This window comes from Vibrio sp. 10N.286.46.A8 (assembly GCF_041470165.1).
GTDB lineage: Bacteria > Pseudomonadota > Gammaproteobacteria > Enterobacterales > Vibrionaceae > Vibrio > Vibrio tasmaniensis_A.
Window position 1 is genome coordinate 1 of the sequence record NZ_JBFRLX010000057.1, and the last position, 21,925, is coordinate 21,925.

Annotated in this window: 22 protein-coding genes; 18 read left to right on the forward strand and 4 right to left on the reverse strand. The window is 44.3% G+C overall.

Annotated features, from left to right (window positions below; genetic code table 11):
• The 7 genes from AB4232_RS06815 to purF all read left to right on the forward strand — a co-directional run.
• Positions 1-1,455: FimV/HubP family polar landmark protein (locus tag AB4232_RS06815; protein WP_372086697.1), on the forward strand; the 1,455-nt coding region annotated here is incomplete at its 5' end.
• A gap of 194 nt (positions 1,456-1,649) precedes the next feature.
• Positions 1,650-2,444: a tRNA pseudouridine(38-40) synthase TruA gene (gene truA, locus AB4232_RS06820; protein ID WP_009848683.1), complete on the forward strand. Its 795-nt coding sequence runs from the start codon at positions 1,650-1,652 to the stop codon at positions 2,442-2,444.
• A gap of 175 nt (positions 2,445-2,619) precedes the next feature.
• On the forward strand, positions 2,620-3,546 hold the full coding sequence (accD, locus tag AB4232_RS06825) for an acetyl-CoA carboxylase, carboxyltransferase subunit beta (protein WP_009848681.1): 927 nt from the start codon (positions 2,620-2,622) through the stop codon (positions 3,544-3,546).
• A gap of 42 nt (positions 3,547-3,588) precedes the next feature.
• The gene (gene folC / locus AB4232_RS06830; RefSeq protein WP_009848680.1) at positions 3,589-4,851 is read left to right on the forward strand and encodes a bifunctional tetrahydrofolate synthase/dihydrofolate synthase; all 1,263 of its coding nucleotides are present in this window, start codon (positions 3,589-3,591) and stop codon (positions 4,849-4,851) included.
• Entirely contained in the window at positions 4,852-5,427 is a 576-nt protein-coding gene (locus tag AB4232_RS06835; RefSeq protein ID WP_135381286.1) for an SPOR domain-containing protein, read from the forward strand.
• Between the two features lie 61 nt (positions 5,428-5,488).
• Positions 5,489-5,980, forward strand: coding sequence for a CvpA family protein (locus tag AB4232_RS06840; RefSeq protein ID WP_009848678.1), 492 nt, complete (start codon positions 5,489-5,491; stop codon positions 5,978-5,980).
• Between the two features lie 33 nt (positions 5,981-6,013).
• Positions 6,014-7,528: an amidophosphoribosyltransferase gene (gene purF / locus AB4232_RS06845; RefSeq protein WP_012603488.1), complete on the forward strand. Its 1,515-nt coding sequence runs from the start codon at positions 6,014-6,016 to the stop codon at positions 7,526-7,528.
• A gap of 77 nt (positions 7,529-7,605) precedes the next feature.
• On the opposite strand, the gene AB4232_RS06850 is transcribed toward purF, so the two are convergent.
• Positions 7,606-8,481 carry a LysR family transcriptional regulator gene (locus tag AB4232_RS06850; protein ID WP_004734167.1) on the reverse strand — a complete coding sequence of 292 codons (876 nt, stop codon included), beginning with the start codon at positions 8,479-8,481 and terminating at the stop codon, positions 7,606-7,608.
• A gap of 228 nt (positions 8,482-8,709) precedes the next feature.
• Here AB4232_RS06850 and AB4232_RS06855 point away from each other — a divergent pair, with 228 nt between their 5' ends.
• The 7 genes from AB4232_RS06855 to recR all read left to right on the forward strand — a co-directional run bounded on the left by AB4232_RS06855 (position 8,710) and on the right by recR (position 14,725).
• The gene (locus AB4232_RS06855) at positions 8,710-9,813 is read left to right on the forward strand and encodes a response regulator (RefSeq protein WP_009848676.1); all 1,104 of its coding nucleotides are present in this window, start codon (positions 8,710-8,712) and stop codon (positions 9,811-9,813) included.
• 148 nt (positions 9,814-9,961) lie between these two features.
• Positions 9,962-10,099, forward strand: a complete 138-nt coding sequence (locus AB4232_RS06860) for a hypothetical protein (RefSeq protein WP_017099204.1) — start codon at positions 9,962-9,964, stop codon at positions 10,097-10,099.
• 74 nt (positions 10,100-10,173) lie between these two features.
• A complete protein-coding gene (locus AB4232_RS06865) occupies positions 10,174-10,545 on the forward strand; it encodes a YbaN family protein (RefSeq protein WP_029223120.1) in 372 nt (123 codons plus the stop codon).
• A 161-nt stretch (positions 10,546-10,706) separates the two neighbouring features.
• Positions 10,707-11,252, forward strand: a complete 546-nt coding sequence (apt, locus tag AB4232_RS06870; protein ID WP_004734171.1) for an adenine phosphoribosyltransferase — start codon at positions 10,707-10,709, stop codon at positions 11,250-11,252.
• 18 nt (positions 11,253-11,270) lie between these two features.
• Positions 11,271-13,565: a DNA polymerase III subunit gamma/tau gene (dnaX, locus tag AB4232_RS06875; protein WP_372086700.1), complete on the forward strand. Its 2,295-nt coding sequence runs from the start codon at positions 11,271-11,273 to the stop codon at positions 13,563-13,565.
• Between the two features lie 152 nt (positions 13,566-13,717).
• Positions 13,718-14,047, forward strand: coding sequence for a YbaB/EbfC family nucleoid-associated protein (locus tag AB4232_RS06880; protein WP_009848672.1), 330 nt, complete (start codon positions 13,718-13,720; stop codon positions 14,045-14,047).
• 78 nt (positions 14,048-14,125) lie between these two features.
• Positions 14,126-14,725, forward strand: a complete 600-nt coding sequence (gene recR, locus AB4232_RS06885; RefSeq protein ID WP_004734155.1) for a recombination mediator RecR — start codon at positions 14,126-14,128, stop codon at positions 14,723-14,725.
• A gap of 83 nt (positions 14,726-14,808) precedes the next feature.
• Here the strand turns inward: recR and aqpZ are convergent, their stop codons facing one another.
• Positions 14,809-15,498 (reverse strand): aquaporin Z, encoded by a 690-nt coding sequence (gene aqpZ, locus AB4232_RS06890; RefSeq protein ID WP_017099207.1) that lies wholly within the window; start codon positions 15,496-15,498, stop codon positions 14,809-14,811.
• Positions 15,499-15,756: 258 nt separating this feature from the next.
• Here aqpZ and AB4232_RS06895 point away from each other — a divergent pair, with 258 nt between their 5' ends.
• The 4 genes from AB4232_RS06895 to AB4232_RS06910 all read left to right on the forward strand — a co-directional run bounded on the left by AB4232_RS06895 (position 15,757) and on the right by AB4232_RS06910 (position 18,321).
• Positions 15,757-15,987, forward strand: coding sequence for a hypothetical protein (locus AB4232_RS06895; RefSeq protein ID WP_372086702.1), 231 nt, complete (start codon positions 15,757-15,759; stop codon positions 15,985-15,987).
• A 13-nt stretch (positions 15,988-16,000) separates the two neighbouring features.
• Entirely contained in the window at positions 16,001-17,407 is a 1,407-nt protein-coding gene (locus AB4232_RS06900) for a porin (RefSeq protein ID WP_372086704.1), read from the forward strand.
• Between the two features lie 136 nt (positions 17,408-17,543).
• Positions 17,544-17,795, forward strand: a complete 252-nt coding sequence (locus AB4232_RS06905) for a hypothetical protein (protein ID WP_009848668.1) — start codon at positions 17,544-17,546, stop codon at positions 17,793-17,795.
• An 88-nt stretch (positions 17,796-17,883) separates the two neighbouring features.
• Positions 17,884-18,321, forward strand: coding sequence for a YcgN family cysteine cluster protein (locus tag AB4232_RS06910; protein WP_065678623.1), 438 nt, complete (start codon positions 17,884-17,886; stop codon positions 18,319-18,321).
• A gap of 138 nt (positions 18,322-18,459) precedes the next feature.
• Here the strand turns inward: AB4232_RS06910 and AB4232_RS06915 are convergent, their stop codons facing one another.
• Together AB4232_RS06915 and AB4232_RS06920 are read right to left on the reverse strand one after the other, a co-directional pair.
• Entirely contained in the window at positions 18,460-20,037 is a 1,578-nt protein-coding gene (locus tag AB4232_RS06915) for an alkaline phosphatase (RefSeq protein ID WP_372086706.1), read from the reverse strand.
• A 193-nt stretch (positions 20,038-20,230) separates the two neighbouring features.
• Positions 20,231-21,925: BCCT family transporter (locus tag AB4232_RS06920; RefSeq protein WP_372086708.1), on the reverse strand; the 1,695-nt coding region annotated here is incomplete at its 5' end.

Below are 21,925 nucleotides of genomic sequence, written 5' to 3' on the forward strand. Positions count from 1 at the left end.
CAAGAAGGCGAAGATGAGTTCTCGTTTGATGATTTAGAGCTTCCAGAGTTTGGTGAAGAAGATGCCTTGGCAGAAGCGGATGCTGAAGTAACAACGGAGTCAGACGTCCCTGTTGTTGATGCTCAATTAGACCCAGAATCAGAATCAACACCTGAGCTGCAAGCCGAAGTAGAGCCTCAAGCTGAAACGGCTCCTAAAGTTGAAGAAACGAAACAAGCTGAAGTTCTAGGACAAGAAGGCGAAGATGAGTTCTCGTTTGATGATTTAGAGCTTCCAGAGTTTGGCGAAGAAGATGCGTTGGCGGAAGTGGTTAGCGAACCGGATGAAGCGCAGTTAGAGCAAGATCTTGCTCCAGAGTCCGAAAAGTTTGAGTTCGATGACCTTGACCTGCCTGAATACGATGAAGAGAGCGCAAAAGCGGATTCAGTCTTAGATGACATCGAACAAAGCAGTGCTGAGCCTGTAGCAGAAGAGCAAGGCGTAGAGCTCGATGAGTTTGATTTGCCGGAATACGGTGAAGACGAAGCTATCTCTGATGCGTTTGCTGAGAAACCAACGCCACTGACTTCTTTCAGCCCACAGGGTGAAGAGCAAGATGCGCTGCATGATTTATTTTCAAACTCGCAGAGTTTTAGTCATGGTGATGACTTCTCGGATACAGAAGATTTCTCAGACGCAGAAGGCTTCCCAGGTGCAGAAGAGCCTGATTTGGCTAGTTTTACACAACCTGATGAATCACTCGATTCTCCGTCAGAATTAAGCCCAGTACCTTCTGAGTTAAGCTCAGTGCCTACAACAGTTCAAGACGATTTGTTAGAAGGTTTTGAGGATTTTGATGAGACAGCATTAGCTGAATTACTTTCTGAAGATGTTCAAGACTCTGTCGACAGCATGTTCGACAAGCCACTGGACGCTACATCGATTGATAGCGCAGGGCTCGATATTGACGCTATGCTTGAAGTTGGCGGCGAAGACTGGAAAGGCTTCAACCTAGCTCCTGAGCAGCAATCTAGCACGCGTAATGATGTGCCTGATGATCAACAGGAGATTTGGGCGTCGGCAGATCAACAAGCTGAACCAAAAATCAAACAAGAGAATTGGGCTCAACAAGACAACCTAACCGAGTCAGACAAAGGTCGTGATAAGCAATACATGACGATTGATGAGCTGATGGCTCAAGTTGAGCAAGAAGGCGAAGACGCGATTAATCCAGATGACGAAGAGTTGAAGCTAGATGTTGGCCTAAATGAATTCCCAGACGTTATCGGTGACATTGGTAATTACGATGTCGACAGCAACGCAGAAGCCGCTGGTAAGCTCGATTTGGCTAAAATCTACATCGAGATGAGTGACTCACAAGGTGCAATTAAGCTTCTAGAAGAGGCTATCGTTGACGGCAGTGATGATATTCGTCGAGAGGCAAAGAATCTTATCGATACGTTAAACGGTCGATAAATTCAAAAAATGATAAAGGGTAGTGTTGGCTACCCTTTATTTTAGGGCGATACAGTTAGCGTCTATTTTATTTAGCTTGCTAAAACCACCGTCTAGGCGGTAGTGATTGTTTATTGAAGTTTTAGCCCCATCCTATTTGGGCTAGCACTCATTTCCGTATATACTTCTCGCCCATTTTCAAAGAGAACAAGAACATGAAAATTGCTTTAGGTATTGAATATAACGGTACCCACTACTTTGGTTGGCAGCGCCAACGAGACGTGAAAAGTGTCCAAGAAGAATTGGAAAAGGCTCTTTCAGTTGTCGCGAATCACCCTGTAGAAGTTATGTGTGCTGGTCGCACAGATGCCGGTGTTCACGGTACGGGACAAGTCGTTCACTTTGAAACTAATGTCGATCGTAAAATGGTTGCATGGACAATGGGCGCAAATGCCAACATGCCAAAGGATATTGCCGTTCGTTGGGCAACAGAAGTGAATGAGGATTTTCATGCTCGTTTTTCTGCAACAGCACGCCGTTATCGCTACATTATCTTTAACCATGCTCTACGTCCTGGAATTTTGAATTCAGGTGTGAGCCATTACCATGGTCACCTTGATGAGAAAAAGATGCATGAAGCGGGTCAGTACTTACTTGGTGAGAATGACTTTACTTCGTTCAGGGCAACACATTGTCAATCTCGTAGCCCATGGAGAAACATGATTCACTTAAACGTGACTCGTCATGGGCATTACATAGTGATCGATATTAAAGCGAATGCGTTTGTTCACCATATGGTGAGGAATATTACTGGTAGCCTAATTGCGGTAGGTAAAGGTGATCAAAAACCAGAGTGGATTCAGTGGCTTTTAGAGGCTAAAGATCGAAAAGTGGCAGGCGCGACAGCGAAAGCGGAAGGCTTATACTTAGTCGATGTTGATTATCCTGAACATTTTGGACTACCAAGAGAGCCTATTGGCCCTCTATTTTTGCCGGATAATTTGAACTAAATGTGAGACTTAGGTTCAAAAAATATTACGGTTTCGTGCGTAAAATAGTCACGGAAAATAGGTACAACCAGTTTTTTATCTACAGTCGCTGTTTTATGTGCTTTAATTCCCGGCATAATTCCCAAATTTATTTCTTTCGCAATCAAGCGGAGGAATCGAAACAAAAAGGTCTTCCATGAGTTGGCTTGAAAAGATTTTAGAAAAAAGCAACATCGTAACATCTCGTAAAGCGTCAATCCCTGAGGGTGTTTGGACTAAATGTACTTCTTGTGAGCAGGTTCTTTACCATGCTGAACTAGAGCGTAACCTAGAAGTATGTCCAAAATGTGACCATCACATGCGTATGAAAGCACGTCGCCGTCTGGATACATTCCTAGACAAAGGTGAGCGTGTTGAACTAGGTACTGATCTTGAGCCACAAGACAAACTGAAGTTTAAAGACTCTAAGCGTTACAAAGAACGTATCTCTGTTGCTCAAAAGAACAGTGGTGAAACAGACGCATTAGTTGCAATGAAAGGCGAACTGCTTGGTTTACCTATCGTTGCGTGTGCGTTTGAGTTCTCATTTATGGGCGGCTCAATGGGTTCTGTTGTTGGTGCTCGTTTTGTGAAAGCGGTAGATGCAGCTATTGAGAACAACTGTGGTTTAGTTTGTTTCTCTGCAAGTGGTGGTGCTCGTATGCAAGAGGCATTGATGTCTCTTATGCAAATGGCAAAAACCAGTGCTGCTCTAGAGCGTCTATCTGCGAAAGGCCTACCGTTTGTTTCAGTAATGACTGATCCAACAATGGGTGGCGTTTCTGCAAGTTTAGCAATGCTTGGCGATATCAATATCGGTGAACCAAAAGCGCTTATCGGTTTTGCTGGACGTCGTGTAATCGAGCAAACTGTACGTGAAGACCTTCCTGAAGGTTTCCAACGCAGTGAGTTCCTACTAGACCACGGTGCTATCGACATGATCGTTGACCGTCGTGAGATGCGTCAGCGCGTTGCAAGCCTTGTTGCTAAAATGACCAATCAGCCTTCACCATTAGTAGTTTCTGTGAACGATTCACCGAATGAAGCTGCTTATGAAGTACCAGAAGCGCCAGAAAAAGGGTAAAGTACCTTCTAACAAACCTACTTAATTATGGTTATGAGTTAGATGAGTCAACAACCTATTCCTCAAGCCACATCCTCTTTGGAGATGTGGCTTGATTATTTATCAAACATCCACACAAGCGCTATTGATCTTGGTTTAGACCGAGTTCAAGCTGTCGCCTCTAAGGCAAACCTCACCAAGCCTGCTCAACATGTTATTACTGTTGCTGGAACCAACGGCAAGGGCTCAACATGTGCACTCATGGAAGCTATTCTATTGGATGCTGGTTACTCTGTTGGTGTCTACAGCTCCCCTCACTTAATTCGCTACAACGAACGTGTTCGTATCAATGGCAAAGATCTGTCTGATCAAAAAATGGTTCAGTCTTTCGATTTCATTGAGAAAGAACGTGGTGAAATCAGCCTTAGCTTTTTTGAATATGGCACTTTAGCAGCGTTACGTGCTTTTCAAACCGAAGCGGTTGACGTTGTATTGTTAGAAGTGGGTCTAGGCGGACGTTTAGACGCGACCAATATCGTTGAGCATGACGTTTCAGTGATTACTAGCTTGGCTGTCGACCATGTTGACTGGCTAGGTGATGACATTAATGTGATCGGTTTTGAGAAAGCGGGCATTTATCGTAGCGGTAAACCAGCTATCTGTGGTCAACCCAAACCACCAGCTACGGTTGCGGCACACGCTGATGATATTAACGCTGAGTTCTACCAAGTAGGGATTCAATACACCTATGATGTAGATGGTGATACTTGGAACTGGCGCAGCGGCGCATTCCAGTTAGAATCGCTACCTATCCCAAGCTTACCGCTGCCGAACGCAGCCACCGCACTGATGGCATTAGGTACTTCAGAACTAAGCATTAGTGATGTGAACGTTGTTAACGGTATGAAGAATGCGCAGCTTCCTGGGCGTATGCAGCAAATTAGCGAACAACCGGTGATTGTGCTTGATGTAGCACACAACCCGCATTCTGCTGAGTACTTTGCGCAGCAAGTAGCGAAGAAGTATGCAGGCAAAAATTTACACGTTGTAGTCGCCATGCTTCATGACAAAGATATCCCCGCGACATTGGAAGTATTAGCTCCAATAACAACACATTGGTACCCAGCTTCGCTGAACGGCCCACGAGCCGCAACAGCCGCTGAATTGTGTCAAAGCTTACCTGAAGGTGTAGAGCAGTATTCAAACCCTGTTGTAGCGTTTGAAGCGGCTTTAGCTTCTGTTATAGATGACGATGTTGTGTTGGTTGTCGGTTCTTTCCATACCGTGGGTGAAGTGTTGGAGCATTGGCAGAAAAAAGGAAACTAAATGGCAAGTAAATTCCAAAGCCGATTAGTCGGCACCATCATTTTAGTGGCCATTGGCGTGATTGTATTGCCCGATGTGCTGGATGGTAAGAAGCTCCACTATAAAGAAGAGTTTGCAAGCATTCCGATTAAGCCTGAGCTTGATAGTAATGTTGAAGTGTTTGAAGTGCTCGATCCTGTTGAAGATCAGATTGCACTGCCGGACTCTCCGGTTGAGCAAGTGGTTGAAAGTGGTGGTATTGATAATTCAAATACGCAAACTGCGTCGGCTTCCAGTAACAAAGAAGCGGATAAAGTGGCGGTGGTGGTTAAGCCGGTACCTGAAAAAAATGAATACCAAGACAGTGCTTGGATTATTCAATTGATGGCTTTGAAGAATGCTGACAACGCAAAAAACGTTGTTAAGGATTTACAGAAGCGTGGTTATCAGGCTCATACCAAGCAAGAAAAAACATTTACGCGAGTAATTATTGGCCCGGATGTTTCTAAATCCAAACTTGAGCGACAAATTAAGGAATTAGAAAAAATTACGGGTTCAAAAGGCCAGTTGCTCAAATTTAAACCGTTAAATCCATAAGAAAACGTTTGCGTCAGCATTTTTTCTGTTAAAATGCGCGCCAACTTAAGATGAAGAATTCATGAATTGGTTAGATTTTGTCATTTTAGGCGTGATCGGCTTCTCTGCCGTGATCAGTTTAGTTCGCGGTTTCGCTAAAGAAGCGTTGTCACTTGTTATTTGGTTTGGAGCATTTTTTATTGCTAGCCAGTACTACGCTAAATTAGCAATGTACTTCACCAATATTGAAGATGAGATGTTTCGAAACGGAACTGCGATAGCAGCATTGTTTGTTGCAACGTTAGTTGTTGGTGCCTTAGTTAACTATGTCATCGGGCAGCTAGTTCAGAAAACAGGCCTGTCGGGTACAGACAGAATCCTCGGTGTCGTCTTTGGTGGCTTACGTGGTGTTTTGATTGTTTCTGCAGTGTTGTTTTTCATGGATGCGTTTACTGCATTCCCAAGTTCTGAGTGGTGGAAGAATTCGCAATTGGTTCCGGAGTTTAGCCGAATCATTGCGCCGTTCTTCGAGCATTTACAAGCAACATCTAGTTTCTTATCTGGCGCGCTCTAGCGCCAGTTAATGTCGAAAATCGAGGATTAGGACATGTGTGGTATTGTTGGAATCGTGGGTTCAACACCTGTAAACCAGTCTATTTATGACGCTTTAACGGTATTGCAGCATCGTGGCCAAGATGCCGCTGGTATTTGTACCATAGAAAGCAATCGTTTCCGTCTGCGTAAGGCGAACGGTTTAGTTAAAGATGTTTTTGAAGCAAAACACATGCAACGCCTCCAAGGCAACGTGGGTATTGGTCATGTTCGTTATCCTACAGCGGGAAGTTCGAGTGCTTCTGAAGCTCAACCTTTCTACGTAAACTCTCCATTTGGCATCACGCTGGCGCACAACGGTAACTTAACGAATGCAAGTGAAGTTCGTGAGAAGTTGTTCGAAAAAGACCGCCGTCATGTCAACACAACCTCTGACTCTGAAGTTCTACTAAACGTATTGGCTCATGAGATCGATACAGTAAAAGGTAACGTGACTTCAGACGACGTTTTCCGCGCAGTTGCAAACGTGCACCGCACTATTCGTGGTGCTTACGCAGTAACAGCGATGATCATCGGCCACGGCATGATCGCATTCCGTGACCCACATGGTATTCGTCCACTGTGTCTTGGTAAACGTGAAATTAACGGTAAAACAGAGTACATGGTTGCGTCTGAGTCAGTAGCGTTAGACGCTGTTGGTTTTGATTTTATGCGCGATGTTGCTCCTGGTGAAGCTATCTATGCAACATTCGATGGTGAGCTTTTCACTAAACAATGCGCAGACAACCCACAACTAAACCCATGTATTTTTGAGTTTGTTTATTTTGCTCGTCCTGATTCATTCATCGATAAAATTTCGGTTTACAGCGCACGCGTTGAGATGGGTGAGATGTTAGGTAAGCGTATTAAAGAAGAGTACGCAGACCTAGACATTGACGTGGTTATTCCAATTCCTGAAACATCAAATGATATTGCTCTACGAATTGCTCAAGCGATTGATAAGCCATATCGTCAAGGTTTCGTGAAAAACCGTTACGTTGGCCGCACGTTTATCATGCCTGGTCAGCAGCAACGTAAGAAGTCGGTTCGCCGTAAACTCAACGCGATTCGTTCTGAGTTTAAAGGTAAGAACGTTCTATTGGTTGATGACTCGATTGTTCGTGGTACAACATCAGAGCAGATCATTGAGATGGCTCGTGATTCTGGTGCAAACAAAGTCTTCATGGTTTCTGCTGCTCCTGAGGTTCGTTTCCCGAATGTTTACGGCATCGATATGCCAAGCGCGACTGAGTTAATTGCTCATGGTCGTGATAACGAAACGATTTGTAAGCAGATTGGCGCAGATGCTTTGATTTTCCAAACGTTACCAGACTTAATCTCTGCAGTTGGTATGGGTAATCAAGACATCTCTCGTTTTGATACATCCGTATTCAACGGTGAGTATGTAACGGGCGATATCGACCAAGCGTACCTAGATTTCCTAGACTCTTTACGTAATGACGATTCAAAGGTTGAGCGTGAAATCCAACAAGATCTCGCGAACCTAGAGCTACATAACGAAGGCGCTTAGCGTACTCATAAAAATGAGTAATAAAAAACCAGAGCATCGACTCTGGTTTTTTTGTTTGCTGGGAAGGGGATTGAATCTTAGTGAATGTGGTATGCGATCACAAAATCGATAAACAATCTAACCTTCTCTGGCAGGTGGTCTTTGTGGTTGTAAAGCATGTAAATATCACGAGGGTTAGCGCTCCAGTCCTCTAAGACTTGCACTAAGCTGCCATCTTCAATGTATTCGCGGATCATAACGTCGGGCATTAGGGTGATACCAAGGCCTTCTGAACATGCTTGTCTCACGACATTGAGCGCATTCGCGTTGAAACGGCCTTTCTCGCTATTCACGACCGTCTCTTCATTCGAATTACTCAGCTGCCATTTAATCAGCGGATAGCCTTTAAGTAGCGAATGATTCGCGAGCTCTTCTGCATGACTTGGTGCCGGGTTCTTCGCTAAGTAGTCAGGACTTGCGATAAGAATATCTTTTACTTCACTGATTTTCCGAGCGATTAGGCTTGAATCTCGTTGTGGACCTACTCTGAAAATTACGTCCCACTCGGTTGGATCAAGCTGATCGGCTTGGTTGTTCATCATCAGCTCAATATTAATATCAGGATATTGAGTCATGAATTCACTGAACATCGGCATCATCATGCGCTTGGTCAGGTTTGAGGGTGCCGTAATACGAATCTTACCGGAAGCCCCTTTACAAACGTCAGTCAGTTCTTCTGCAGTAGAAGATAGACGTTGCAGTAACGGAGAGCATTCGTTGAAGAAACGTTCGCCTGCCTCTGTTAAAGAGAGTTTACGCGCGTGTCTATTGAGAAGTCTTAGGTTTAGTGAATCTTCTAAGGCTTGGATGCGTCGTGTAATGGTCGCAACCGGAATCATAGTCTTGCGTGATGTTGCGGTGTAGCTCCCATTTTCAACGACAAGTCGAAAGAGGTTTAAATCATCTAATTTCATAAATCCAGACACATTTGTTTACAATCTCATCTAATTTATACGTAATAGTGAGATCAATGTTTGCGTTACGTCAATTCGTTGCACTATTTACCAGTATTCCAACCCTTGTCACGAATTTCCAGTAAAGAGTACGTATTTGTGTATTTAGCAATTTGTTACTAAGTTTTATATTAGTTCTTGGAACAGATAACAATAATAATTCGACTTAGTTTTGTGAGGTTAGAGATTATGTACAAAACTCACAGTCAGCCAGTTATGACCTCGGCTCAGGAAGCTCTCAATCAAAAATGCGTTATGTTGGTTGATGATGATCCTATTTTTCGCCGGATAACCAGCGCGTATTTAGACAAGATTGGTTATAAAGTGGTTGAGGCTGAAAATGGGCTGGACGCTCTGCAAAAGCTTAGAGACTCAGCGCCAGATTTAATTGTGTGTGACTTATCAATGCCTATTCTGGATGGCATTGAGCTTGTAGAAGAGCTCAGTTTAGAGTATCCGTCACTGCCTATGATCGTAGTGTCTGGCACCGATGATATGTCTGATGTGGCGAAAGCATTACGATTTGGTATCAAAGACTTTTTAGTCAAACCTCTGGAGGATCACGGTCATTTAGGCAGTGCGATTGCGAATACATTAACAGATTCGTTCGATAACATTTCAGACCAACGAGATTTTTCAAGCCAGTGGTTCTGTGTGGATGACGGCGGAGAGATCCCTGAAGACCAAGAGCTGCATTGGCACCTAAATCACTTGCAAGATAACCCTAGTGCGGCAAGAGACTTATTGCACGCGCTGCTTCCTGACAAAGACACACGACAAGGCTCATGGCGTTGCAGTTACCGCCTACTACAATCAACAGAGATGATGCCACTTGTGTTCGACTATGCGTGGATGATGAACGGGCAGTTTGCTTTCTACCTTGTCGATTCGTCGTCTTCTGATAACGGCGGCTCAGCGGCCACATTGTTGGTGAGAGCGTTATTCCACGATTACATCAGAAATAGAAAAGATTTTAACGTTGATCTCAAAGATATCGCGGAGATTTTGGAGAAGGGGATTCGTTGCTCTAAATGTTCAACCCCGGTTAATGCTTTGTTTGGTGTTGCTGACCTTGCTGTGGGAACTATCTCTATTTTACCTGCGGGTTTAGATGGACAATGGTCGAATGGCGAATTGAATCAACATATTGCGGCGGGCGAGCGCTTGGGTGAGAACTGTAAGAAGAACTTCATTACACGGGATCTTCCGATTGAACAAGGCTGCCAGTTATCATTGAGCCTGCTTGGATCGGCCAGTTTTAGTTTAGACATACACCAAGGGTCCACCGATTAACCCTATATTTCCTCGGTTTTTGTGAATAATTGATTAAGGTATAGTTGCGCAAATGGTGTGGCTATGCCTTTTTTGTTAAATGTCGATTTAGCAAAGCGGGTTTGGTTCGCCAGATACTTACCTTTACTAACAAAAACAAGAAGCAATCATGGCAGATAACAAAGACTTTCAAGACCCGTTTAATGTATTCTACTTTTTAGGATTTTTAGCCGCATTTTTAGTGATTCCATTATTACCAGCAACACTTACGTTGATCCGTGTATTCAATGGTTACGCAACATTCTAGTTAAGTTATCGTCGCCGATTGGTGATAGCTAACTCAAGGAGGCCACAATTAGCGTTCGAGTTTTAAGCCTCAATATTGCTGGTGGCCTTTGCATATTTCTCGCAGTTTTAGGGATAGCTTTACCCGTACTGCCAACCACGCCTTTCCTCCTTCTTGCCAGTGCATGTTTCATGCGAAGCAACCCCAAAGTTCACAAATGGATGCATGAGCATAAAACGCTGGGTCCCTTGTTGAACAATTGGTATCAACATGGTGCTGTTACCAAGCAAGTAAAAACGCGTGGCGTGTTTTTTATCTTGTTAAGTTTTGCGTTATCGATCTACTTTGCCCCGATCATTTGGGTCAAGGCTTTCCTAATTTGTGTACTTGTTATTCTTCTCACATGGTTTATGCGACTTCCAACCCATGAGTTGGTTGCTGACAGCAAAGAAAATCACTACCATTAAGCCAGTGTGCCTGCTTGTATAGCGGGCGTTTATTATTTCAGCAATTTGAGTTATGACTCTCGTTGCAATGAATACCAATCGTACCTTTCCTTAATTCCGAGCGTTGATGTTTGATTCGTTAACGAGAGTTTGGAAAGCGGCCTAATGAAGTGCATAAGATTATGAACACAGAAAAAATCTCTCTGATCAAAGCAAGCATCAAAAGCATTCCTGATTACCCTAAAGCGGGTATTTTGTTCCGTGACGTAACAAGCTTGATGGAAGATCCTGCCGCTTACAAAGCGACAATCGATCTGTTGGTGGACACATACAAGGGCATGGGCTTTACTAAGATCGTTGGTACTGAAGCTCGTGGTTTCTTATTTGGTGCGCCTTTGGCACTAGAGCTAGGTGTTGGCTTCATTCCTGTTCGTAAACCGGGCAAGTTGCCTCGTCAAACTGTGGCACAATCTTATGAGCTTGAGTACGGCACTGATACGCTAGAAATTCATACCGATGCTATCGTTGAAGGCGATAAAGTGCTGATGGTTGATGACTTGTTAGCAACAGGCGGTACGATTGAAGCGACAACGAAGCTGATTCGTCAGCTTGGTGGTGTGGTTGAACACGCCGCATTTGTTATTAACCTTCCAGAAATCGGTGGTGATAAGCGCTTACAAGGCTTAGGTCTAGAAGTGTTTAGCATCTGCGAATTCGACGGTCACTAATCCTTTTCGGAATTATTCATGAGCTATCTTGCGTTAGCGCGAAAATGGCGACCAACCAAATTCAAAGAAGTGGTTGGTCAAGCCCATGTTTTAACAGCATTAGAGAATGCCCTTAGCCAAAATAGGTTGCATCACGCTTACCTATTCAGCGGTACACGAGGTGTCGGTAAAACGACCATCGGCCGTTTGTTTGCGAAGGGACTCAACTGTGAAACAGGCATTACTTCAACCCCTTGTGGTGAGTGTGCAACCTGTAAAGAGATCGATGAAGGTCGTTTTGTTGACCTGCTCGAGATCGATGCTGCCTCACGTACTAAGGTAGAAGATACCCGCGAGCTTCTGGACAATGTTCAGTACAAGCCTGCACGTGGTCGCTTCAAGGTTTACCTAATCGATGAAGTACACATGCTGTCTAGGCACAGTTTTAACGCGCTTCTAAAGACCTTAGAAGAGCCGCCTGAGTATGTGAAGTTCTTGCTCGCAACGACTGATCCACAAAAGCTTCCGGTTACGATTCTTTCACGTTGTTTGCAGTTCCATCTTAAGCCGATCAGTGTCGATAATATCCACGAGCAGCTCGATCATATTCTTGAACAAGAAAATGTGACATCTGAACCTCGTGCGCTTGGGATGATTGCTCATGCTGCTGATGGCAGTATGCGTGATGCGCTAAGCCTGAGTGACCAAGCTATCGCATTGGGTAACGGTAATGTCGTAACAGACACTGTTGCTCATATGCTTGGAACGCTGGATACAGACCAAGCGATTCACCTACTTGAAGCGATTAGCAGTAAACAGCCTCAGCAGGCGATGGCTTGTATTCAAGCTCTTGCTGAAAATGGCGTTGAGTGGGATGGATTGCTGAGTCAACTTGCGACTCAATTACACCGTTTGGCGATGTATCAAGCTTTGCCGTCTACTTTAGACAAGGCCCAGCCTGATGCTGAAAGGCTGGAACTGCTGAGCAAAACGTTAAGCCCTCAAGACATCCAACTCTACTACCAGATAGTGCTAAAAGGTCGTCAAGACTTACCATTATCGCCAACCGCTCGTGTTGGTATTGAGATGGTGGTTCTGCGTATGTTGGCATTTAGGCCTGCTGAGCAAACTGTTGCTACGGCAATCTCGACTCAGTCGACAAGCCCAGCGCCAGCTCCTGCAGCTCAGAATCCGGTTCAGAACCAGGTTCAGAGTGTTGCTCAGCCAATGAGTCAACCTGTGCCAGAGCCGAGACAGCCAGTTCAGGCTCCTGCGGTTTCACAGCCTCAAGTGCAACAACAGGCGCCTCAGCAGCAAGCTATACCGCAACAGTCGGCACAACAGCAACCGCAGCAGAATCAGAGCCAATATTCAGATTCGCAAGGTTACGTTGATCACTCAGGCAACCAAGGTTATCCAGAACAGGATTACCCGCACAGCCAGTATGATGTACCACCTGCTTATGATGAGCGTCCAAGTTACGGTACAGAGCAGCCGATGAGTCCCATGACTCAGCAAGCTAATTATCAGAATCAAGAGCAGCCAAATGTTGCTCCCGTTGCACCTTCTGTTCCACCTGTTTCTTCTGCTTCGCAAGAGCAACCAGCGCGTGCAACTTCGCCTGTGAGTGGTTTACGTCACCAATTGCGTTCTCAACGTAGAGGTGGTGCAGCAACAGAAAACAAAGGTTCAGCGCCAAAAAAGGCTAAAGCGACACCAGCTAAAACTTCAGTTCTTGACCGAGTTGCTCAGCAACACGGTGGTTCTGAGCGGGTGTCGCCAGCTTCTTTATCAGCCTCTTCTACTGAAAAGGTAACCAATGATAATGAACCTTATCGCTGGAAACCGTCTAAACCTGTAGTGAAAGAGGTGAGCAAAGAGCTTACACCTACTCAGATCAAGCGTGCGTTAGAGCATATTAAGACACCAGAAATGGTCGATAAATTGCTTCAAGAGTCGATTGCTCAAGATGAATGGTCTGCCACGATTCAAAAGCTAGAGACAGCCAAGCTTGTTGAACAGTTAGCATTGAACTCAGTGTTTGCTAAAAACGACACATCAATCACTTTAACGTTAAGAGCGAGCCAAGCTCACTTGAATACGGATCGCGCACAGAGCGAACTATTACAGTCGCTCAATACCGTGTTGGGAGAAGAGTGTCATTTGAGTGTTGAAATCGGCGATGGTGGAGAAACGCCACTAGAACTACGAGAAAGATTGTATCAAGGTAAGTTGAAAGACGCGTTTACCGCTTTGGAAAACGATGCCAACGTACAGTTTATTGAAAGACGTTTTGCTGCAGAACTCGACAGAGACAGCGTTCGTCCTATCTAGAACTTTTTCACGTTTAGTGACCGGCGTATCATCCCAGATAAGCAAATCTGAGAACTGAACACCGAGGGGTTGAATCACACTGTTTTAACCCCCATTTAAGCACGTATAGCTTAATTAATTTTAATAAACCAATTAGACCAGAGAGTATTAACATGTTTGGTAAAGGCGGTATGGGCAACATGATGAAGCAAGCCCAGCAAATGCAAGAGCGCATGCAAAAGCTTCAAGAAGAAATCGCAAATATGGAAGTTACAGGTGAGTCAGGTGCTGGCCTTGTAAAAGTAACGATCACTGGTAGCCACAGCGTTCGCCGTGTTGATATCGATGAAAGCCTAATGGAAGACGATAAAGAGATGCTTGAAGATCTTATCGCTGCTGCTTTCAACGATGCGGCTCGTCGCGTTGAAGAAACTCAAAAAGAGAAAATGGCTGGCGTAACTGGCGGAATGCAACTTCCACCAGGTATGAAGATGCCTTTCTAAGTAACTCATTCTTAAAGGTTAATTCTCGTACTAGCTTGTGTTGAACTGGCCATTACTTGAAAATCAGAACGGTTATATATGCGTACCAGTCATATGCTGGAGCATTTGATGGAGGCCTTACGTTGTCTACCTGGGGTTGGCCCCAAGTCGGCGCAGCGTATGGCCTTTCATTTGTTACAGCGCGATAGAAAAGGCGGCCTGCAGTTGGCTGAAGCTCTTAGCCAAGCAATGACAGAAATTGGTCATTGTAATGAGTGCCGTACTTTTACCGAAGAAGAGACCTGCCACATTTGTACCAATCCTAAACGTCAGGATAACGGTCAAATTTGTGTAGTAGAGAGCCCTGCAGACATCGCAGCCATTGAAGCAACGGGTCAATATTCCGGTCGTTACTTTGTGCTTATGGGGCATCTTTCACCACTTGATGGTATTGGTCCAAGTGACATCGGTCTCGATGTCTTGGATTACCGCTTACGTCGTGGTGATATCACTGAAGTTATTTTAGCGACTAACCCGACAGTAGAAGGGGAGGCGACAGCACATTACATTGCTGAGCTATGTAATGCCCATGAAGTGAACGCTAGCCGTATCGCCCATGGTGTTCCTGTTGGTGGTGAGCTCGAGCTAGTGGATGGCACCACGCTTTCACACTCGTTACTCGGTCGTCATAAAATCTAAAAAAGCCGCTTGGTGAACCATCACCAAGCGGCTTTTTTTTTTATGGTTCTCAAAGGTTTCTATTCCAAAACACTTCTCTGAGCTTAATCTGAACCTCTCACCGCTTTGTATATCATTGCGCCAATCACGGCACCAATAATCGGTGCAATCCAGAATAGCCATAACTGAGAAACAGCCCAATCACCAACAAATACAGCCACGCCGGTACTTCGAGCGGGGTTAACAGAGGTGTTGGTTACAGGGATACTGATAAGGTGGATTAAGGTTAAACAGAGACCAATTGCGATAGGAGCAAATCCAGCAGGTGCTTTCGAATCTGTCGCGCCCATGATCACGAATAGGAACACCATGGTCATGACCACTTCACAAACGAGAGCCGCAGTGAGCGAGTAACCGCCCGGTGAGTGTTCACCATAACCATTGGAAGCAAAGCCAGAGGCAGCTGCATCAAAGCCAGCTTGGCCTGAAGCAATCACAAATAACACGCCACCTGCGATAATACCGCCAATCACTTGAGCAATAATATAAGGTGCGACATCTTTGGCATCAAAGCGTCCGCCACTCCAAAGGCCGATAGTGACTGCTGGGTTGAGGTGGCAACCGGATATGTGACCAATAGCGAAAGCCATGGTGAGCACGGTTAAACCAAAGGCGAGGGAAACTCCGAGTAGACCAATACCCACATCGGGAAAAGCAGCGGCTAAGACGGCACTACCACACCCCCCCAACACCAACCAAAACGTACCAAACATTTCTGCAATATACCTATTCATAACGATCCTTATTAATCTGTACCAGTATCAACAAGATAGTTTAGATTTCGCAAGTTTGTGAGATCTTGGGCATATAAGCGACAGAAAGGGAGTGTTTTGGGTAGCAAATAGCCGACAGAGATTGCAGTGATTTTTAAACGAAATGCCATAACTGTTTAACGACAAGCTCCAGAAACTGACTAAAGTGCGATCTATTGTGTTGTTCAATAAATAAAACTGGTTGAAGATATTATTAATTCTTATTGGAGCCTGCGATTCATGAAAAAGTTAGCGATTTTAGTAGTAACGACATTATTACTCACTGCATGCGGAGGTGGTGACGGCGGTGGCGGTGGCGGTAGCGCTGCCACTAGTGGTGGTTCTAGCGCTCAGAAACTGAATACGGACATAGGCGTAAGTGATGCCGATATTCAAACATTGAAAGGCTACAAATTCCTATCCGTTGATGGTAAAGGATTTGAGTCTCCAAGCAATTTTAAAGCGAAGTAGTAGGAGTCAAGTTTTGAAGAAATTATCTATAGGTATTATCCTTGCCACTCTTGGTACTTCTGTTTATGCGTCGCCAAATCTAGAAGGTTATTTTCAAGCTCGTGAATTGGTAAATTATGCGGCAGGAAGTTTACAAAAAGCAAAAGTAGACTTTATAGCCCTAGATTATGCTGTAGCTAAATTACCTGCAGCTTCACAAGCTCAACTGGTTCCTTTTAATACTGTATTGGGGGAATTCTCGACAAACAGTTCCGTAAGCAGTAGTGACGCGACTGCTTTGCTCAGCCGAGTTAACTCTAAAGCCTTATCTGGTCAATATGTTTGCCGCATCAATAGCAATGGTACTGTTCTGGCATATAGTGCGGAAAACGGAGAACAGTGTGCAGCGGACAAGTATGAAAAGGCTGCATTAGCACTAGCGAAGAAAGGCGATGAACTGCGATTCTTCCGTTCATACAGTCAAGGTTATTTTCAAACCTTAACTTATAAGGTTGATGCAACCTCTAGTGATGAAACAGTTCGTTTAGGCTACTTTAATAAACATGGTGGAAAATGGATTGGTGAAGCGGTTAAGGTAGTAAAAGGTAAGGCGCAAATCAATAGTACGGATGTTGATACTTACGATGTCATCGCTTACCGAGATTACAATATCTCATCATCGAAAGGTGTTTCTCCGAACACATCAATTAGCTTTACTGAACAACCGTTTTTTATCACAGATGAAGTCACAGATCTCGACTCTACCGGTAAATCTGTCCATATAACGAAGACTAAATTTTCAAGTCTTCACCAGTTTGATGGCCCTTACCGTGGAAGGCATATTGATTCGAAAGGTTGGTTTAATTGGTTTAACCAAGATTACGTGGGTCAATACGAAATTGGAGGTAAAAAAGTTTACGCCGTTTCGGACACACAAAATTTAGTCGTCAAAAAAGACTTTAGTGGTGCGGTAGATAGCTGGACTCGCGTTGATGTCGACAAAGCTGATCAAGGTAGTGGTGCAGGTGACTGGACTATGTACATGTTTAACAATACAAACAATTTGATAGGTGAAAGCCCAACTTATTGTCAAATCAAAGCGATAGCAGAAGGTAAGCCTGTAGTTCAACTTTTATCATCAACAGGCGTTATGACGCACCCACCAATTACAAACTGTGACCAAGTTGATCCTGGCCATACAAAGAAAGTGATTGCATCATTTAAAGACGGGAATAACAAAACAGTTTCTGTTACTTCTCCTAAGCTAAAAGCAAGCGCTCAACATATTATGGCGCTTGGGCCTATTGTTGATCAAGGACAGAAGGCTAAATTCACAGTGCAAGATGCTAGAGATTTATTGTCATCGACTCGCTATAAAGCGGCTTTAGCAGAAATGACACCGCAATTTTTGTCTTCAAAGCCACATGATATTTTAAAGTAGATTCTGTCTTTGATGAATTGGAAGCACCTTTTATAAGGTGCTTTTTTGTACATATTAAATAACTTCACTTGGCTAATTTCATTTTTAGGATAGAATCGCCCACCTTCTTTCCTTTGATTCTATTTAAGGTCCAATTATGGAATGCCGTCTTCATTGTGGTGCTTGTTGTACAGCGCCTAGTATTACATCTTCATTCCCCCTTCATCCTCATGGAAAGAAGTCTGGTGAGCGTTGCAAGCAGCTTACTGTTGATAACCTATGTAAACTATTTGGTAAAAAAGAGAGGCCTCAGGTCTGCTTTGACTTTAAAGCAGAAAGCTGGGTATGTGGGGCTACGACAAGCGAAGCTATTCAAATACTCACGGATTTAGAAAGTTCTACCGCATAGCGAAAGAGCGTTAGCTGATTTTATTCTTGAACTTATATTCGGCTAGCGGTATAACACGCACCCCAGTAAAAGAGTAAGAAGTAATCCTATGACGATTCCATTTTGGCAAGAAAAGACACTAGAGCAAATGACCGAGAACGAGTGGGAATCACTGTGTGACGGTTGTGGTAAGTGTTGCCTACATAAATTAATGGATGAAGATAGCGATGAAGTTTACTACACTAACGTGGCGTGCAGCTGGTTAAACGACAAAACATGTTCGTGTAAAGACTACCCGAACCGCTTCACTTCAGGTGAAGAGTGTTTGAAGCTGACTCGTGACAAGATTCATGAATTCCATTGGTTACCAGACACTTGTGCCTACCGACTGTTATCAGAATCTAAGCCGATTCCTGAATGGCACCCATTGATTACTGGTTCTAAATCAGAGATGCATGCTGCAGGTGAAAGTGTTCGTAACAAAGTGGTATACGAAATCGATGTTGTCGATTGGGAAGACCACATCTTGAATCACCCAAATCGCTAGTTATTCTAAAAACAGCCGCTCTTGAGCGGCTGTTTTGCTATTTGGCGTCGCCTAAATTTACTTAATTACTTAACTTAAAGGCTTAAAACAAAAAACGCCCCGTAGGGCGCTAAGTAAAACGAGTAAAAAAGATTCAGGCTAGTTTACTTGTTGTTTAATGTACTCACCCAGTTCTGAGTGGTGCATGATTTTTGAAACGGGCAGTATTTTCTCTGCTGGGCCCCAAGCAAACACGTTCACTGGTGTGTGAGTATGTGTACCTGTACCCCAAACGATGTTTTGACTTGTTGCCTGTTCACGAGCAAGCAAGTTACCGCGGTCGTTATAAGGGAAGAATGCATCGAAATCGTTGATAGCAGGCACTTCTTCTGCCGATAAGTATTTGTGTTGAGCCAATCGATATGGGTTCGGCTTACTCGCTAATACGTTTTTCGCTTGTTCAGCTGTAATAGGGAACTCACTATTCTTGTTGACGATCTCAGCCAGTTTTTCAGGTGTTTGCTGCGCTTTATCCAGCTTCTGAAATTCGCTGATCATGCCGTAGTAGCTTTGCTTTTGATTATATAAACCATCAAGAATATCGAATGCGCCAAAGTTGAAGTTAGGTGCATAGTCGCGGTCGGCGAAGGCTTCACCAGAACGTTTTTGTGGTTTTGGTAGGTCGTTAGAAGAGTAGCTGAATCCAAAAGATCCTGTTTCGTGGTCTGCGGTCACAATCACGATCGTGTCTTCACGATTTTTTGCCCATTCATACACAGTTTGGATCGCTTCATCAAACTTGAGCAGTTCATGCAGCATAGTGCCGGCATCGTTACTGTGTCCCGCCCAGTCGATTTGGCCACCCTCGACCATTAGGAAAAAGCCGTCTTCATCTTTGGATAAGATGTTGAGGGCTTTTTGTGTCATCTCTTTCAAACTTGGTTGAGTACGTTCGCCACTCTCTTTCTTGTTGCTGTAAGCGATGCCGTCATCCATGCCTGAGTAGGCGAACAGGCCAAGTAGCTTATCGCCTTTAGCATCTTCTAACATGCTGCGGTTAAATGCCAGTTGGTAGCCGTCTTTCTCTGCCTCTGCAAGAAGGTTACGGTCGTCTTTACGTTTTGATTTTAGGTAAACATCACCTTGAGTCAGTTTTTCAAGTTGCTTATAGGTTTCACCTTTGTCGTTGGTCGATTTAGGGATCCAATGACGTAGCCCTCCCGAAAGCATTACATCAACACCAGTTTCTAGCATGTCGTTAGCAATTTGGTTTTCTAGCGAACGGTGAGGTTGGTGAGCAGCAAATGCAGCAGGCGTGGCGTGAGTTAAGCGCGTATCGGACACGAGTCCTGTTGCTTTACCTGCCTTTTTAGCTTTCTCAAGAACCGTCTCAACATGATTGCCCTGAGAATCAATGCCAATCACTTCTGAACCACTGTAGATACCGGTTGCAAGCATGGTGGCTGAACAAGCAGAATCGACCACAATTGCATCTTCTGGGTGAGTCAGGGATGAACCAATAACCCCTTCTTGAGCAAGTTGATAAAGGGCGGTTTTGTTCCCTTTATAGATCGAGTTTGGTGCTTGGTTTGCGTAGGTTTCTAACAGGCCAACTTGTTGAGGTCCCATTCCATCGCCAATCATCAGAATGACGTTTTTGATTTCTGCTGAAAGTACGTTGAATGAAAGTGTTGAGGTTGCCACTGCGGCAATGATTGGTTTTATAATGTGCTTCATTGGTTATCCCTTTTTATATAAGCGGGATGATTAGAACATCGATTTGTGTCAAAGTCGTTTCATATTTATTTCATCAATGTGAAATTGAGCAATAACTCCAATTTTTTGAAAAGCATAAAAAAAGGCTCACATTTCTGTGAGCCTTTGTCGTATTTAGGAGGGTCCAAATCAATGGACTGCGTCATGGCTAATGTCAAGCAAGCGGTAAGTCTGCAACCACCTGGTTGAACGTGATACGAGCATTCTGAGCTTGCTCAGATAACTCGATTTTTTTCGCTTGTGCGGCACTAAGATTACTCTCGGCCTGCTCAAGTGCTTGTTGTAGGTTCTCTGGTAACTCGTGAGTTTCCATTTGTGAACCTTGTTCTAACACATAAGCGCGAATTTCTTTTTTCACTGCGGCAAGTTCTGTGTAGGCAACTCGCTCAAGTTCTGCAGCTTCTTGTGCTGCATCTCTTTCTTTCTCAAATTGAGCCAGCGCCATACCTTCTGCAGACCAAGGGTCCATATCTGGTAGTTCTTCGATGTTGATCGTTGGCTCGATGTACGCGTCTTGATGGCGTAGGTCGAGGCTCGTTGCACGAACCGCTGAAATCATCAGCATCACAGAGATCACCAGTAGCGGTAAGCCACCAACTATTGCTGCCGTTTGTAGCGTACTTAGACCACCCAAGAACATCAGAATCGTTGGCAAGAACGACAGTGTGAATGCCCAGAACATACGGTTCCAACGCATTGGCTCTTCGGTCACGTTGTTTTGCACAACAGACGCTAGGATGTATGAGATTGAGTCAAATGTCGTTGCAGTGAAAATAATACACAGCAGCGTAAATACCGCGATAACTAGTGTACTCATTGGCAGTTGCGCAAGCATCGAGAAAATAGCTTTGGTAGCGCCTTCTGCATTCAAAATCGCTACTACATCCAGTTCACCAGAAAGTTGCAGTGATAGGCCATAGTTACCTAAGATCATGAAAAACAAGAAACAACCTAGAGAGCCAAAGAAAATTGAACCTGACACCATTTGTTTGATGGTTCTTCCGCGAGAGATACGCGCAACAAACAGGCCCATACTTGGTGCAAATACTAGCCACCATGCCCAGTAGAAAATGGTCCAGTCTTGTGGGAAGTGAGTGTTTTCGAATGTACCGTAACCACCAAATGGTTCAGCCCACGTTGCCATCACGAAGAAGTTAGACAGTAGACGACCAATCGAGTCTAAACCTGTTTCTAGCATGAAGATTGTTGGACCGGCGATCAGAACGAAAGTCAGTAGACCCATTGCACCCCAGAAATTGATGTTACTCAGGATCTTGATGCCTTTTTCCAAGCCAGCATAAGAAGAGTAAGCAAAAATTGCCGTACAAACTAAAAGAACCATTGCTTGCGTAAGGTTGTTTTTAGGTAGACCGAATAGGTGATTCAGGCCTTCAGTGATGAGAGGTGCTGCTAAACCTAGTGTTGTCGCAGCGCCACCCAGTAGACCGAAAATGAATAGGATATCGACGATTTTTCCAGGTACACCTTTACTGCGGTGTTCACCAAGAACAGGCATTAACGCACTAGAGATCTTTAGAACAGGCTGTTTACGCACATAAAAGAAGTAAGCGATAGGAATCGCTGGGATCAGGTAGATAGACCAAGCGATTGGTCCCCAGTGAAACAAACCATAAGTTGCCGCCCAACGAACCGCTTCTTCACTTCCGGGTTCTAGTTGGAAAGGCGGTGATTGGTAGTAGTAAGCCCACTCAATACAGCCCCAGTACAAGATACTTGCGCCGATACCACCACAGAAAAGCATTGCTGCCCATGATGCAGTTTTGAACTCAGGTTCTTCATCAGCTTCACCCAGTTTAATTTGTCCCATGTCACTGAACACAACGTAAAC

Bases quoted from the DNA above. Each gene is read 5' to 3' on its own strand.
- truA (WP_009848683.1), top strand. From the start codon at position 1,650: ATGAAAATTGCTTTAGGTATTGAATATAACGGTACCCACTACTTTGGT.
- accD (WP_009848681.1), top strand. From the start codon at position 2,620: ATGAGTTGGCTTGAAAAGATTTTAGAAAAAAGCAACATCGTAACATCT.
- folC (WP_009848680.1), top strand. From the start codon at position 3,589: ATGAGTCAACAACCTATTCCTCAAGCCACATCCTCTTTGGAGATGTGG.
- AB4232_RS06835 (WP_135381286.1), top strand. From the start codon at position 4,852: ATGGCAAGTAAATTCCAAAGCCGATTAGTCGGCACCATCATTTTAGTG.
- AB4232_RS06840 (WP_009848678.1), top strand. From the start codon at position 5,489: ATGAATTGGTTAGATTTTGTCATTTTAGGCGTGATCGGCTTCTCTGCC.
- purF (WP_012603488.1), top strand. From the start codon at position 6,014: ATGTGTGGTATTGTTGGAATCGTGGGTTCAACACCTGTAAACCAGTCT.
- AB4232_RS06850 (WP_004734167.1), bottom strand. From the start codon at position 8,481: ATGAAATTAGATGATTTAAACCTCTTTCGACTTGTCGTTGAAAATGGG.
- AB4232_RS06855 (WP_009848676.1), top strand. From the start codon at position 8,710: ATGTACAAAACTCACAGTCAGCCAGTTATGACCTCGGCTCAGGAAGCT.
- AB4232_RS06860 (WP_017099204.1), top strand. From the start codon at position 9,962: ATGGCAGATAACAAAGACTTTCAAGACCCGTTTAATGTATTCTACTTT.
- apt (WP_004734171.1), top strand. From the start codon at position 10,707: ATGAACACAGAAAAAATCTCTCTGATCAAAGCAAGCATCAAAAGCATT.
- dnaX (WP_372086700.1), top strand. From the start codon at position 11,271: ATGAGCTATCTTGCGTTAGCGCGAAAATGGCGACCAACCAAATTCAAA.
- AB4232_RS06880 (WP_009848672.1), top strand. From the start codon at position 13,718: ATGTTTGGTAAAGGCGGTATGGGCAACATGATGAAGCAAGCCCAGCAA.
- recR (WP_004734155.1), top strand. From the start codon at position 14,126: ATGCGTACCAGTCATATGCTGGAGCATTTGATGGAGGCCTTACGTTGT.
- aqpZ (WP_017099207.1), bottom strand. From the start codon at position 15,498: ATGAATAGGTATATTGCAGAAATGTTTGGTACGTTTTGGTTGGTGTTG.
- AB4232_RS06895 (WP_372086702.1), top strand. From the start codon at position 15,757: ATGAAAAAGTTAGCGATTTTAGTAGTAACGACATTATTACTCACTGCA.
- AB4232_RS06905 (WP_009848668.1), top strand. From the start codon at position 17,544: ATGGAATGCCGTCTTCATTGTGGTGCTTGTTGTACAGCGCCTAGTATT.
- AB4232_RS06910 (WP_065678623.1), top strand. From the start codon at position 17,884: ATGACGATTCCATTTTGGCAAGAAAAGACACTAGAGCAAATGACCGAG.
- AB4232_RS06915 (WP_372086706.1), bottom strand. From the start codon at position 20,037: ATGAAGCACATTATAAAACCAATCATTGCCGCAGTGGCAACCTCAACA.